At 62.8% G+C, this 12,523-nt stretch carries 14 protein-coding genes and 1 tRNA gene; 12 read left to right on the top strand and 3 right to left on the bottom strand.

Annotated features, from left to right (window positions below):
• Positions 1-3: 3 nt before the first annotated feature.
• The 3 genes from Q0025_RS00945 (at position 4) to Q0025_RS00935 (ending at position 628) form a co-directional block, all read left to right on the top strand.
• Positions 4-309, top strand: coding sequence for an ETC complex I subunit (locus Q0025_RS00945; RefSeq protein WP_297295120.1), 306 nt, complete (start codon positions 4-6; stop codon positions 307-309).
• Between the two features lie 18 nt (positions 310-327).
• A tRNA-Arg gene (locus Q0025_RS00940) sits at positions 328-404 on the top strand.
• A gap of 41 nt (positions 405-445) precedes the next feature.
• Complete coding sequence (locus tag Q0025_RS00935; protein ID WP_297295119.1) at positions 446-628, top strand: hypothetical protein; 183 nt, start codon at positions 446-448, stop codon at positions 626-628.
• A gap of 53 nt (positions 629-681) precedes the next feature.
• Here Q0025_RS00935 and Q0025_RS00930 read toward each other — a convergent pair whose 3' ends face one another.
• The gene (locus Q0025_RS00930) at positions 682-1,635 is read right to left on the bottom strand and encodes a Ku protein (protein ID WP_297295118.1); all 954 of its coding nucleotides are present in this window, start codon (positions 1,633-1,635) and stop codon (positions 682-684) included.
• 63 nt (positions 1,636-1,698) lie between these two features.
• Positions 1,699-1,908, bottom strand: coding sequence for a hypothetical protein (locus tag Q0025_RS00925; RefSeq protein WP_297295117.1), 210 nt, complete (start codon positions 1,906-1,908; stop codon positions 1,699-1,701).
• Between the two features lie 361 nt (positions 1,909-2,269).
• Between Q0025_RS00925 and Q0025_RS00920 the strand changes: the two genes are divergently transcribed.
• Both Q0025_RS00920 and Q0025_RS00915 read left to right on the top strand, forming a co-directional pair.
• Positions 2,270-2,431: a Flp family type IVb pilin gene (locus tag Q0025_RS00920; protein WP_297295116.1), complete on the top strand. Its 162-nt coding sequence runs from the start codon at positions 2,270-2,272 to the stop codon at positions 2,429-2,431.
• Positions 2,432-2,582: 151 nt separating this feature from the next.
• The gene (locus Q0025_RS00915; RefSeq protein ID WP_297295115.1) at positions 2,583-3,086 is read left to right on the top strand and encodes a GAF domain-containing protein; all 504 of its coding nucleotides are present in this window, start codon (positions 2,583-2,585) and stop codon (positions 3,084-3,086) included.
• A 22-nt stretch (positions 3,087-3,108) separates the two neighbouring features.
• Here Q0025_RS00915 and Q0025_RS00910 read toward each other — a convergent pair whose 3' ends face one another.
• Positions 3,109-4,560 (bottom strand): outer membrane beta-barrel protein, encoded by a 1,452-nt coding sequence (locus Q0025_RS00910; RefSeq protein ID WP_297295114.1) that lies wholly within the window; start codon positions 4,558-4,560, stop codon positions 3,109-3,111.
• A 456-nt stretch (positions 4,561-5,016) separates the two neighbouring features.
• Here Q0025_RS00910 and Q0025_RS00905 point away from each other — a divergent pair, with 456 nt between their 5' ends.
• From Q0025_RS00905 to Q0025_RS00875, 7 genes are all read left to right on the top strand, one after another.
• Positions 5,017-5,961 carry a septal ring lytic transglycosylase RlpA family protein gene (locus Q0025_RS00905; RefSeq protein ID WP_297295113.1) on the top strand — a complete coding sequence of 315 codons (945 nt, stop codon included), beginning with the start codon at positions 5,017-5,019 and terminating at the stop codon, positions 5,959-5,961.
• Between the two features lie 294 nt (positions 5,962-6,255).
• The gene (locus Q0025_RS00900; RefSeq protein ID WP_297295112.1) at positions 6,256-7,434 is read left to right on the top strand and encodes a D-alanyl-D-alanine carboxypeptidase family protein; all 1,179 of its coding nucleotides are present in this window, start codon (positions 6,256-6,258) and stop codon (positions 7,432-7,434) included.
• Positions 7,431-8,138, top strand: a complete 708-nt coding sequence (tmk, locus tag Q0025_RS00895) for a dTMP kinase (RefSeq protein ID WP_297295111.1) — start codon at positions 7,431-7,433, stop codon at positions 8,136-8,138. Before Q0025_RS00900 ends, tmk begins: the two co-directional genes overlap by 4 nt.
• Entirely contained in the window at positions 8,128-9,204 is a 1,077-nt protein-coding gene (locus tag Q0025_RS00890) for a DNA polymerase III subunit delta' (RefSeq protein WP_297295110.1), read from the top strand. Before tmk ends, Q0025_RS00890 begins: the two co-directional genes overlap by 11 nt.
• A gap of 31 nt (positions 9,205-9,235) precedes the next feature.
• Positions 9,236-10,783, top strand: coding sequence for a methionine--tRNA ligase (gene metG, locus Q0025_RS00885; RefSeq protein ID WP_297295109.1), 1,548 nt, complete (start codon positions 9,236-9,238; stop codon positions 10,781-10,783).
• Between the two features lie 79 nt (positions 10,784-10,862).
• Positions 10,863-11,657 carry a TatD family hydrolase gene (locus Q0025_RS00880; protein ID WP_297295108.1) on the top strand — a complete coding sequence of 265 codons (795 nt, stop codon included), beginning with the start codon at positions 10,863-10,865 and terminating at the stop codon, positions 11,655-11,657.
• Positions 11,654-12,451 carry an MBL fold metallo-hydrolase gene (locus tag Q0025_RS00875; protein WP_297295107.1) on the top strand — a complete coding sequence of 266 codons (798 nt, stop codon included), beginning with the start codon at positions 11,654-11,656 and terminating at the stop codon, positions 12,449-12,451. The genes Q0025_RS00880 and Q0025_RS00875 overlap by 4 nt, the downstream gene beginning before the upstream one ends.
• Positions 12,452-12,523 lie beyond the last annotated feature (72 nt).

Here is a 12,523-nt window from a genome sequence, read left to right as displayed (position 1 = left end):
GGAATGAACGCACGCATCTATCGGCCGAGCCGGACGGCGACGCAATCGGGCCAGGCGAGAAGCAAGAACTGGGTGCTTGAATTTCCGCCGGAATTCGCGCCGCAGATCGATCCGCTCATGGGCTGGACCGGCACGCGCGACACGCGCCGCCAGGTTCGGCTCTGGTTCGGCACGCAGGCGGAGGCGATGGCCTATGCCGAAAAGAACGGCATTCCTTTCCTGCTCGAAGAGCCGAAGCCCACGAGCCGCAAAATCCTGTCCTATTCCGACAATTTTAAATCGACGCGTTTAGGCCAGTGGACGCATTGAAACGAACAGACCGGGCAAGGCCCCGTAGCTCAGCTGGATAGAGCAGCCGCCTTCTAAGCGGCAGGTCGCAGGTTCGAGCCCTGCCGGGGTCGCCATAATCTCAGTGACTTAGCTTTGGCCTTGCGATGCCTCGGCGGTGCGCTATCTGTCGGCTTTTCCGGGGGGATTCGCGATGCTTGATCGACTGGTTGGTTGGTGGTGCTTTCTGATTGGCGTCACCGATCGAGGCGCCATTCACGTGGCGGAGGGCATCATTGCTGCCGTTCTGCTCCTCCTCATCCCCGTCATTTTAATTGGCCTGCTGCGCTATCGCCGCTGAGACCCTCGGTCTTCCTGGCCGCAGCGGCGCAATGCGTTCGCTGGCCGTGCCCTTCAGCCCGCACGCTTGCGCGGCGCCGAGCGACCGGCGGGCTTTGCAGCGGGCTCGGACTTCTTGCCCTTTCCCTCAATCGGCAGAAGCATTTCAGCTTGGCCCTGCGCGCGCTTGGCAGGTTTCTTGGGCTTCGCCTTTGGAGCCGGGGCGGGGGCATCGGCCGCCGGGGTGCGCTTACCGTCGGCTAGGCTGCGTTTCAACGCGTCCATAAGGCTCACGACATTCGGCGCCGTCTCGGACAGGCGCTGCGGCGCCGACGGCAGGCCGGCGCGCTTCGACCGGATCAATTCGACCACGGCGTCTTCATAACGATCGTGAAACTGCGCCGGGTCGAAATCGGCCGTTTTGCTTTCGACGATATGGTCCGCGAGTTTCAGCATATCGGGTTGGATTTTGAAGTCCTCGATCTCGCTGAAGAGATCGTCTGATTTGCGGACCTCATAAGGGTAACGCAGCGTCGTTCCCATCATGCCTTTGTCCCAGGGCTGAAGCATGATGACGTGCTCGCGTTTGCTGAGAACGACCCGGGCAAGCGCCGCCATCTTCTTGTCGCGCATCGCCTCGCGGATGACCGCAAACGCCTCTTGGCCGACCTTACCGTCGGGAACGATATAATAGCTCGAATTGAAATAACGCTCGTCGATCTGCGCCCTGGGCACGAAAGCGTCGATATCGATCGTCTTGCTGCTCTCGATTTGGACGGCCTCGAGCTCGTTATCGTCGATCATGACATAGCTGTCCTTGGCATATTCGTAGCCCTTGCCCTTGTCCTCGCTTTCGACCGGCTCGCGCGTCACCTCGTCGACGAGCTGTTGGCGCAGCCGATTGCCGGTTTTCTTGTTGATCTGGCGGAAGGCGATACGCTCCGAACTCGAGGTCGCGGGGTAAAGCGCGATCGGGCAGGAGACCAGGGACAGCTTGAGGTATCCCCTCCAATAAGGACGAGCAGCCAAGACATCCTCCTTACGCAAAACAAGGAGCCCGAATCTGGACCGCTGCTCGGCAGAGTCAATTGATCAATGCCGATTTGCTTTACGGCGGGGTTTCGGCCTCTGCTTAAGCCCCAGCTCAAAGACCTTATGAGCCACTTCATCCATGGCCGTCACACGGCAGAGGAAGCGCGCAGCTTTTTCGATGGAGTGGCCGTTCTCCATCGCCAGGCGTAACTCACGGAGATCGATTTCCGACCATTCCTCGTCGCCGCCAAGGTCGGATGGTTCTGGCATTCGAGGGCTCCTCCCGCCCGGCTCATCGCCGCACCCGATTGCATCCTACCGGCGCCGGGATTCAAGCTCGGCGGCTGTCGCGCGGGAGCCGCGTCCCCAGAAAAATAATCGCGGTTGCCGGCGAGCAAAGCGGCCAGGTCGTCGATCCCGGCGAAATCCGATTGGCGGGACGAGATCGGCAAACTCCGACGTCGCGCGAAAATTTACGCTGAACGAAATATTGCTGCGGCCAAGGTAAACAAATCCCAACCACGCACGCGTCCATCTGCTTACGATTCATTAAGCAGTTTGCAGCGGCCGGCCTGTAAGCATGGGCTCGCCGTTCCGGCATGCTATGCGGTCCGCGTAATAAGGAAATCAGATGAAGATCTTTCGCGCGTTTCTTAAGAACGAATCCGGTGCCACGGCTATCGAATATGGCCTCATCGCCGGGCTCATCGCCGTTGTGATCATTGCCGCCATCTCCACCGTCGGCACCAGCCTCTCGGCCAAGTTCAACGCCGTCGCCAATAATCTCACCTAGCCGGGCGCCGGTCCGGCGCCATCAAACGACACCGTCGGCGCGACCGCGCACCGGACGCATCGCCGGCTGCGGCCGCGTTGCCGGACCTTCGCCTTCATTTGTGTCGACGCTGCCGCTATAATGGGTCGGACAACGATAGGGGATATTTGCAATGCAAGTACCCGATCCGATCGGTTTCGATATCAGCCTTGTCCAGCGCATCCCGGTCGTGCGCACGATCCTCGACGTCGTCTGTGAAACCACGGGCATGGGTTTTGCCGTCGTCGCGCGCGTCACGGAAGACCGTTGGGTCGCCTGCGACGTGCGCGACACGATCAATTTCGGCATCGAGCCCGGGGACGAACTCGTGATCGAAACGACCATCTGCCGCGACATAAGACAGAGCGGGCGGCCGGTCGCCATCGACGAAGTCGCGACAGACGAGGTCTATTGCCAGCATCCGACGCCCAAACTCTACGGCTTCCAGAGCTACATTTCGGTGCCACTGCTGCTGCCGGACGGAAGCTTCTTCGGCACCTTATGCGCGGTCGATACCAAGCCGGCGCGCGTGAAGACGCCGGCCGCCGTCGGCATGTTCAAGCTCTTCGCCGAACTCATCGGCTTTCATCTCGCCGAGCATTACCGGATCGCGGCCCCGAATTCGGGCCGCGAATAGGCTCCGCGCCCGTCCTTGCCGCTCAGTATTTCGCCACGACCGGAGCCGGCGCCGGCGGCGCCCAATTGAACTTGTAGACAAGACCCAAGGTCGCGGCCTGTTCCTCCGGACGGAAATGGATCGTCGTCGGTGCGCCGGCGCCGAGCTCGGGAAGTTCGTGCGAGCCGTATTCGGCATAGCGATAATCCGCCCGCCAGAACCAGCCGGGCGCGAATTCCGCCTCGACACCGCCGCCGACGAACCAGCCGTCCGTCGTAAAGCCGGGCGTGCCGATCCCGGTCGCGCCGCCGCCGAACGCGCCTTGCAGATTGGCGCCGCCGAAGCGCGCCTGGGTGAATCCGGCCTTGGCATAAGTCAAGACCGCCGGCGAGACCAGCCAGCCGAGCCGTGCGCCCGCCGCCCAAGCCCAATTCTGGCTGACCGATCCGACGAGGCCGTTCGCCTGATCGACGAGCGTGCCACGCATATCGGAGGGATTGTATTCGCCGAGAACGCCGGCGACGATCTTGCTCGTCAGCTGGTAATCATAGCCCGCGCCGACGCTGCCATAGACGCCGCGGCCACCCTGGCGCTGCGTGACGCAAACGAGGCAGCCGCCGGTTGCCGGATTATAGACGCTGGTATTGGCGGTCCAGAGGCCGTAGCCGATCCCGGCGTCGGCATAGACACCGGTCCAGTTCGTTACCGCCGGAGCCGGGCCGAAGCCATCGGTGATCTGGGTGAACGACGGAATGCCGGGCGCATTGAAATCCGGCCAGCCGAATTTGTAGACGACGCCCGAGGTGATCGTCTGAGCGTAGGGATGGAAGTGGATGCTGTTGAGCGGCCCCAGCGCGCCGGTATCGGCCAAATTGCGCGCGCTATAATCGGCGAAGCGATATTCCGTCCGCCAGAACCAGCCAGGGGCAAACAGGGTCTCGAAGCCGACGCCGGCAAACCAGCCGTTCGCCGTGAAACCGGGAATCGAATTGCCGCTGAAGGCGCCGGTGAAGGACCCGTATAGGGTCGAGCCGGTGAAATGCGCTTGGGTGAAGCCGGCATTGCCATAGATGAGAAGGTCCGGCGTCATCAGCCAGCCCAAGCGGCCGCCGGCCGCCCATGACCAGTTCTGATTGGTGTTGCCGCTCAATCCCGCGCCCGCATCCTGGATGATGCCGGTCATGCGGCCATAGGTGCCGTCGCCAAAGACGCCGGCGACGAAATGATCGGCGAATTGATAGTCAAAGCCTGCGCCGACGCGGCCGAGGAAGCCGCGGCCGCCTTGGACTTCGTTGGTCCCGGCGATGGCCGTCGTGGTGTTGCCGTCCCATTCGCCGTAACCGCCCGAGGCGTCGAGATAGAACCCGGTCCAGCTCAAAACCGGCGGCGGCGGCGCATAGACCGGAGGCGCTTTGGTGGAAGGCAGGTCCGCAGCGAGGGCAGGGCCGGCGATCAGCGCCATAACCAAGCCGACCGTCCCATGAAATGTCTTCACAGCCCCTCCGCAATGCTCGAACCCACGGCCTGCGAATCTGCAAGCGCGCCACCATTGTCAGATTAAGGCAGACTCCAACCAAAACCTGTCACCCCAAGGCAACGGCAGGGAGATTTCAGCTCTTAAGCGTTGCAGTCGGCCACACGATTGGAAAAATTTGATTTGTCGTTAACGCAAATTCGCCGATGTGATTTTTCCCTTTGATCCCGTACGTTTGCGTACCGCTTTTGGACGCGGAAATGCGAAGAGATTGCATGGTCTTAGGCGGATACCAAAATGCAACACCGATGCACTTGCCGCAATTTCGTCTGAATTCCTGGGCCCACTCCCAAGTCTTGCATGCCGCAATCGCGCGGCCGCCAGTGCTGAACATTTAAAGTTTTAGCAAGGCCGCGCGCGCAGCTTCATCCGCGAAGCGGGGTCACGATGCGGCATGCGGAAGACGGGGGATTCGGGTTGGATAGCTTAAAGTTCTGGCCGCGCTTGGCTTATATCGGGCGCTCCGGCACTCCGACGAAGTCGGCTCGCGTATCGGCCTTCTTCTTTGCGCCGCTCGCCGTTGCGGCTGTCGCCGCGCTTGGGCTTGGCGGTTGTGCGCAACAACCGGTCGGAGTCCATTCCTCCGAATATTTCCCGCAATCGATCTATGGCGCGGCAAGTCCGCGCGTCGTTGCCGACGGCGAAGCGGTTCCGCACGGCGGCGGCAAATATCTCGTCGGCCATCCCTATATGGTCGCCGGGCACATGTATTATCCGAGCGAGCGCAAGCATTATGTCGCCGTCGGCTATGCCTCTTGGTACGGCGATGCGTTCCACGGCCGCCGCACCGCGAACGGCGAAATTTTCGACCGCAATTCGATCTCGGCCGCGCATCCGACCATGCCGCTGCCGAGCTATGCGCGCGTCACCAATCTGCGCAATCATTACTCGATGGTCGTGCGGGTCAACGACCGCGGCCCCTTCGCGCCGGGCCGTATCATGGACGTGTCGCGCCGCGTCGCCGACCTGCTCGATTTCCGCCGCACCGGCACGACGAAGGTGAAGATCGAATATCTCGGCCGCGCGAGCCTCGAAGGGTCCGACGACGAGAAATTGGCGTCCACCTTGCGCAACGACGGGTCGACACCATCCGGCGCGCCGAGCATGCTGGCCAACGCCGATGCTGCCGACGAGCCGGTGCAGACCGCCTCGGCCGATCCGAACGATGTGCCGCAAACGGCGCCGGCCGTGGCGCAGCAACAGCCTGCTGCGGCCCAGCCGGGAGACGGCAGCGAATCCGCCGATGCTTTGCCGCCCGGCCATATTTTCGTAGGCAAGGTGCCGATGCCCCCGGTACGCCCCTTCGATCTCGAAACGATCCCCGGCGCCGGCGTGCCGATCGGCGAGACCGCCGCCCAATAAATCGCAATGCGCCTGATTTCGGTTCGCCGCGCGGATCGATCGTGCAAACCGGTGCGTCGATCTGCGAGGTGCGTTGATTTCTCGCGGCCGTGGACGCATGTTGCAGACGCTTGATCGCGGCGATTTCGGTCGCCCCAGTTCTGGCTGGCGCGCATTGGACGTTTGAAGTTCGAGCCGGGCAGGCCGATTCGAGAGTTCCGCGCGTACGTCCAAACTTTCGGACGTGATCGATTCTCAATCGCCGCTGCGGCGGCGCGGAGTCCGGAGCGGATGAGGACGGACGTGAATCGGGCGATGAGCCGCAGTCTTGGAAAAATAGCCGCGCTGATTTTCGTCGCGTTGATAGCGTCCGGGCCGGCCCAGGCGGAGCAGGCGTTTCAGACCAGCGTTCCCTCGGCCATCTTGATCGACGCCGATTCGCAGACCGTCCTTTTCGAGAAGAATGCCGACGCGCCGGAGACGCCGGCCTCGACCGCCAAAATCATGACGGCGGAACTCGTCTTTCGCGCCTTGGCGCAGGGCCGCCTGAAACTCGACGATATGTTTGAGGTCAGCGAAAATGCCTGGCGGACCGGCGGCGCCATGGCGCGTGGCTCGACCATGTTCGCCGTCCTTCACAGCCGGATCAGGGTCGAGGATTTGATCCGCGGCCTCGTCGTCGTCTCCGGCAACGATGCGGCGATCGTACTCGCCGAAGGCATAGCGGGTTCGGAAGGCGCCTTTGCGACCCGGATGACAGAGCGCGCGCGCGAGCTCGGCCTCACGCACACGACCTTCACCAACCCCTGGGGCCAAGACGATCCGGACCAGAAGGTCACGGCGCGGGACATGGCCAACCTGGCCGCCTATATCATCAAGACCTACCCGCAATATTATCACTATTTTTCCGAGAAGGACTTCACCTGGGACAAGATCAAGCAGCCGAACCGCAATCCCTTGCTCGCGATGGATATCGGCGCTGACGGTCTGAAGACCGGCAATATCGACAACAGCGGCTATGGCATTGTCGCTTCAGCCGTGCAGAACGGCCAGCGGCTCATCCTCGCAATTTACGGCGCCCGGACCGCCAAGGAGCGCGAAGCCGAAGCGGTGCGGATATTCCAATGGGGATTTCGCTCGTTCGAGTCGAAGATGCTGTTCAAGCCGGGCGAGATCGTCGGTTATGCCGATGTTTACGGCGGCAGCACTGGCTACGAGCCGCTGGTGTCCGAAAAGCCGGTTCGGGTTTTGATCCCGCGCAATTCCGACGACAAACTGCACGGCCAGATCGTTTATACGGGACCGCTGGTCGCCCCTGTTTCCGCCGGACGCGAGGTGGCGCAATTGCGCATCTTCCGCGGCCCGAACGAAATATTGGACGTGCCGTTGAAGACGACGACGAATATCGGCGTCGGCTCGTTGCAGCGCCGGGCGATGGACGCGAGCCTTGAATATGCCGAAGAGATGTTCCGCAAATATGTCCTGAAGAAATGAACTCGGATCCGTCGCTTACAAATCCGCCAAGGCGCGGCACGTTCATCACGCTTGAGGGCGGGGAGGGTGCCGGCAAATCGACGCAAGTGCGCTATCTTGTGGCGCGGCTGCAGGCACGCGGCATCGAGGCGATCTCGACGCGCGAGCCCGGCGGCTCACCCGGCGCCGAGATTCTCCGCGACCTGCTGCTGTCGGGAATGATCAAAGCGCTCGGCGCCAAGGCGGAAGCCATTCTCTTCGCCGCGGCGCGCATCGACCATATCGATCATACGATCGCGCCGGCGCTTGCGGCAGGCAAATGGGTCGTCTGCGACCGGTTCGCCGATTCGACGCGCGCCTATCAGGGCACGCTCGGCGGTCTCGATCCCGGCTTTCTGCGTGCCCTCGAACGGGTGACGGTTGGCGATACGCGGCCCGACCTGACCTTGATCCTCGATCTGCCACCGGAAATCGGGCTTGAGCGGGCGGCGGAGCGCCGCGGCGCCGGTGCACCTACGGACCGGTTCGAGGGCGAGGACCTCGCCTTCCACGCGGCCTTGCGCAAGGCCTATCTCGCCATCGCGGCGGCGGAACCGGAGCGCTGCGTTGTCGTCGATGCGGCGCACAGCGAAGCCGAAGTCGCCCAGGCGATCTGGGACGCGATCAGCCATCGGCTGCTCGATGCGGACGCAAGCGCGCAGGGCGAGGCGCTGCATGGCGCCTAAACCGCTCGAAGCCGCGCCGGAGGCCGATCGTATCGAGGAGGCGCCGCATCCGCGCGAGACGCGCGCCTTCTTCGGCCATCGCGAGGCGGAGCAGGAGCTGCTCGAGGCCTATCGCGCCGATCGTCTGCCGCAAGCCTTCATCATCGGCGGTCCTGTCGGCGTCGGCAAAGCCACGCTTGCCTGGCGGCTTGCGCGCTTTCTCCTGGCGCATCCCGATCCTGCCGCAGCCCCTGTGCAGAATGCGCCGGATCTCAGCGTCGGCGCCGACGATCCCATTGCGCATAAGGTCGCTGCGCTGTCGCATGGCGATGTCGTCCTGCTGCGGCGGGAATGGAACGAAAAATCCAAACGTCATTATACCGAAATCCGCGTCGATGATGTCCGACAGGCCTCGCATCTCTTCCGCTCGGCGGCGGCGGCGGGCGGTTATCGCATCTGCATCGTCGACGCCGCCGACGACCTCAACAATTCCGCCGCCAACGCGCTGTTGAAGCTGATCGAGGAGCCGCCACCGCGCTCGCTGTTTCTCATCGTGTCGCACCGGCCGGCGCTGCTTTTGCCCACCCTGCGCTCGCGCTGCCGGATGCTGCTGCTGCGGCCGCTTTCCAGCGATGCCATTCTGCAGATCATCGGCACGCTCGGAGAACCTTGGACCGAGACGAGCGAGGCCGAGCGGAGCGCCGCGGCGGCACGGGCGCAAGGCTCGGTTGCGACGGCGCTGAGCCTCCTCGCCGATGAAGGGATCGCGCTCGACAATCAAGTCCGCGGGCTGCTTGCGGCACTGCCGGCGCTCGATTGGCGCGCCGTCCATGCCCTGGCCGACCGGATCACCGGTCGCGACCAGACGGACGATTGCGATCGCGTTCTGACGGCCATTGTGGATTGGATCGACGAGCGCCTGCATGCCGAGGCGGCACGCGGGCCGGCGCGCCTTGCGCCGCTGGCGGAGGTATGGGAAAAAGCCGCCGATGCGGCGCGGGAAGCCGAGGCTCTCAATCTCGACAAGCGGCCCGTCATCCTGTCGATTTTTGCCGAACTCGCGGCGGCTCGGGCGCTTTCTGCCTGAGGCCCGGTCGCGGCGCGGCCGATGAGCAAACATGGCTGAGCCCCCGACCTTCTTCATTACGACCGCAATTCCTTATGCCAATGGCGCGCCGCACATCGGCCACGCTTACGAGCGGATCGCGACCGATGCGATCCAGCGCTTCAAGCGCCTCGACGGCTATGATGTCCGCTTCTGCACCGGCATGGACGAGCACGGCCAGAAGATGCAGCAGACCGCGGCGCGCGAAGGTATCACGCCGCTCGCGCTCGCCGACCGCACGGCGGCGCAATTTGCGGCCATGGGCGCGGCGCTCAACGCCGAGGCCGATGTCGTCGTCCGCACGACCAGCGCCGCGCACCGCGCCGCAGCCCAGGAGATCTGGCGCCGCATGGCGGTCAACGGCGATATTTATCTCTCGAAATATCCCGGCTGGTATTCGGTCCGCGACGAAGCCTTCTTCGACGAATCCGAGTTGACGAAAGGCGACGGCGGCAAATATTTCGCGCCGAGCGGCGCGTCAGTCGAATGGGTCGAGGAGGAGAGCTATTATTTCAAGCTTTCGGCCTACCAGGAGCGACTGCTGGCGCATTATCGCGCCAACCCCGATTTCGTCGTGCCAGAGACGTATCGCAACGAGATCGTCGCCTTCGTCGAGCGGGGTCTCACCGATCTTTCGATCAGCCGCTCGACCTTCGATTGGGGCATTCCGGTCCCCGGCGATCCTAAACATGTGATGTATGTCTGGGTCGATGCGCTGACCAATTATATCACCGGCACCGGCTTTCCCTGGCAACAGGATGCGACGTGGGAAAAATTCTGGCCGGCCGACGCCCACGTCATCGGCAAGGACATCACCCGTTTTCACGCCATCTATTGGCCGGCGTTTCTCATGTCGGCGGGGTTCGCGCTGCCGAGGCAGATCGTCGTGCACGGCTTCCTGTTCAACCGCGGCGAGAAAATGTCGAAATCGGTCGGCAATGTCATCAGCCCGGCCGATCTCATCGCCACCTATGGCGTCGATCAATTGCGCTATTTCTTCCTGCGCGAAGTGCCGTTCGGGCAGGATGGCCATTATTCGCACGAGGCGATCGTCAACCGCATCAATGCCGACCTCGCCAATGACCTCGGCAATCTGGCGCAGCGCTCGCTCTCGATGATCGCCAAGAATTTTGCCGGGCGCCTGCCGCTGCCGGGCGCTTATACCGATGCCGACAAGGCAATTCTCGATTCAGCGGATGCACTCATCGGCAAGGCTCGCGACGCGATGAAAAGCTTCGCGCTGCATGCTGTCCTGGCGGACATCTGGCGCGTCGTCGGCGACGCCAACCGCTATTTCGCCAACGAAGAGCCGTGGACGAAGAAGAAGACCGATCCCGAACGGATGGGCACGATCCTCTATGTCACGGCGCAGGTGCTGCGCGTCGTTGCGATCCTGGCACAGCCCTTCACGCCGCAGGCGGCGGAGCGGCTGCTCGACCTTCTTGCCGTCGCGCCGTCGCATCGCCATTTTGCCTTTGCGAAGCAGGCCGACACGGACGCGCCGGGCCGCGCTTTGCCCGAACCCGCGCCGATCTTTCCGCGTTATGTGGAACCGGCTTAAGGCACCGGACCGAAAAGTGTGAAACGGTTGTCGGACAAATCCGATGCGTTTCAGATGAAATGCGCTTGAAAAGATTGACATGCTGATCGACTCGCACTGCCATCTCGATTTCCCCGACTTCGCGGCCGAACGCGACGCGGTGGTTGCGCGGGCGCGCGCCGCCGACGTCAAGCGCATGATCACGATTTCGACTTCAGTCTCGAAATTCGCCGAAATCCGCGCGCTGGCGGAGGCCTATGACGATGTCTTCTGCACCGTCGGCACGCATCCGATGAATGCCAAGGACGAGCAGGTTTCGGTCGCCGACCTCGTTGCGCTGGCACAATACGAGAAATGCGTCGGCATCGGCGAGGCGGGCCTCGATTATCATTATGACGACACGCCGCGCGATCTCGCCGCGCAGGTGTTTCGCACCCATATCGCGGCGGCGCGTGAAACCGGCCTGCCGCTCGTCATCCATGCGCGCGACGCCGATGACGACATGGCGGCTATTCTCGAGGATGAAATGGGGAAGGGCGCTTTCAAGGCCGTTCTGCACTGCTTCACCTCAACGCGCAAATTGGCCGAAGCCGGTCTGGCGCTCGGCCTCTCCATCTCTTTTTCCGGCATAGCGACCTTCAAGAATTCGAGCGAGCTGCGTGCCATCGCCCGCGACGTGCCGAACGACCGGCTGCTCGTCGAAACCGATGCGCCGTTCCTCGCGCCCGTCCCTTATCGCGGCAAGCGCAACGAACCCGCCTTTGTTGCCGAGACGGCAAAAGTGATTGCCGAGATTAAGGGCCTGACGCCGGCGGAGCTCGGCGCGCTGACCAGCGCCAATGTCCTGCGGCTCTTCTCTAAAATGCCGGCACCGGCAGCAGCTCCGGCCGCATGAAACTTGCCGTCACCATCCTTGGCTGCGGCTCGTCCGCCGGCGTGCCGCGCATCGGCCAGGGCTGGGGCGCTTGCGATCCCAAAAATTCGAAAAACCGGCGCCGCCGCTGCGCGCTCTTCGTCGAACAAACAAATGCCGAAGGCGCCAGGACACAGGTCCTGATCGACATGGGCCCGGACTTGCGCGCGCAGTTGCTCGATCTCGACATCGATCGGCTGGATGGCATTTTGCTGACCCATGCCCATGCCGATCACACGCATGGGATCGACGAAGTGCGGCCGCTCGTCATCATGCACAAGCGGCGCATCGACCTTTATATGGATGCCGCCACCGCGGCCGTCGTGCGCAGCCATTTCGGCTATATTTTCGAGACGCCAGCCGGCAGCTTTTACCCGCCGCTGCTGAACGACAAGCGCCTCAAGTCCGGCCATCCCGTGACAATCGGCGGTCCTGGCGGCGACATCACATTCCTGCCGTTCCGGCTGAACCATGGCGAGATCGACGCGCTCGGTTTCCGTATCGGCGATTTTGCCTATACGCCGGACCTCAACGCCATTCCGCCGGAAAGCGAAGCGCATTTGCGCGGGCTAAAGCTCTGGATCGTGGATGCCTTGCGCTATACGCCGCATCCGAGCCATTTCTCCGTTCCGGAAACTTTGGGATGGATCGAGACCCTGCGTCCAGAGCGCGCCATCCTGACCAATCTCCACACCGATCTCGATTTCGAGCAGCTCCGCCACAAACTGCCGGCGCATGTCGAGCCAGCTTACGACGGCATGCGAATCGCGCTTTGATGCGCCAAGGCCGGGTTTTCCGCCGCACAACCCGACGATAATGCGAAGTTCCATAATATTGATTATGCGAAT

Origin of the sequence: uncultured Methylovirgula sp. (genome assembly GCF_947646745.1) — a bacterium.
Taxonomy (GTDB): domain Bacteria; phylum Pseudomonadota; class Alphaproteobacteria; order Rhizobiales; family Beijerinckiaceae; genus Methylovirgula.
This window is presented reverse-complemented; position numbering and strand designations above follow the sequence as displayed.

What these genes read in the sequence shown, in the direction of transcription:
- Q0025_RS00945 (WP_297295120.1), top strand. Translation starts at nt 4, where the DNA reads ATGAACGCACGCATCTATCGGCCGAGCCGGACGGCGACGCAATCGGGC.
- Q0025_RS00925 (WP_297295117.1), bottom strand. Translation starts at nt 1,908, where the DNA reads ATGCCAGAACCATCCGACCTTGGCGGCGACGAGGAATGGTCGGAAATC.
- Q0025_RS00920 (WP_297295116.1), top strand. Translation starts at nt 2,270, where the DNA reads ATGAAGATCTTTCGCGCGTTTCTTAAGAACGAATCCGGTGCCACGGCT.
- Q0025_RS00915 (WP_297295115.1), top strand. Translation starts at nt 2,583, where the DNA reads ATGCAAGTACCCGATCCGATCGGTTTCGATATCAGCCTTGTCCAGCGC.
- Q0025_RS00900 (WP_297295112.1), top strand. Translation starts at nt 6,256, where the DNA reads ATGAGCCGCAGTCTTGGAAAAATAGCCGCGCTGATTTTCGTCGCGTTG.
- tmk (WP_297295111.1), top strand. Translation starts at nt 7,431, where the DNA reads ATGAACTCGGATCCGTCGCTTACAAATCCGCCAAGGCGCGGCACGTTC.
- Q0025_RS00890 (WP_297295110.1), top strand. Translation starts at nt 8,128, where the DNA reads ATGGCGCCTAAACCGCTCGAAGCCGCGCCGGAGGCCGATCGTATCGAG.
- metG (WP_297295109.1), top strand. Translation starts at nt 9,236, where the DNA reads ATGGCTGAGCCCCCGACCTTCTTCATTACGACCGCAATTCCTTATGCC.
- Q0025_RS00880 (WP_297295108.1), top strand. Translation starts at nt 10,863, where the DNA reads ATGCTGATCGACTCGCACTGCCATCTCGATTTCCCCGACTTCGCGGCC.
- Q0025_RS00875 (WP_297295107.1), top strand. Translation starts at nt 11,654, where the DNA reads ATGAAACTTGCCGTCACCATCCTTGGCTGCGGCTCGTCCGCCGGCGTG.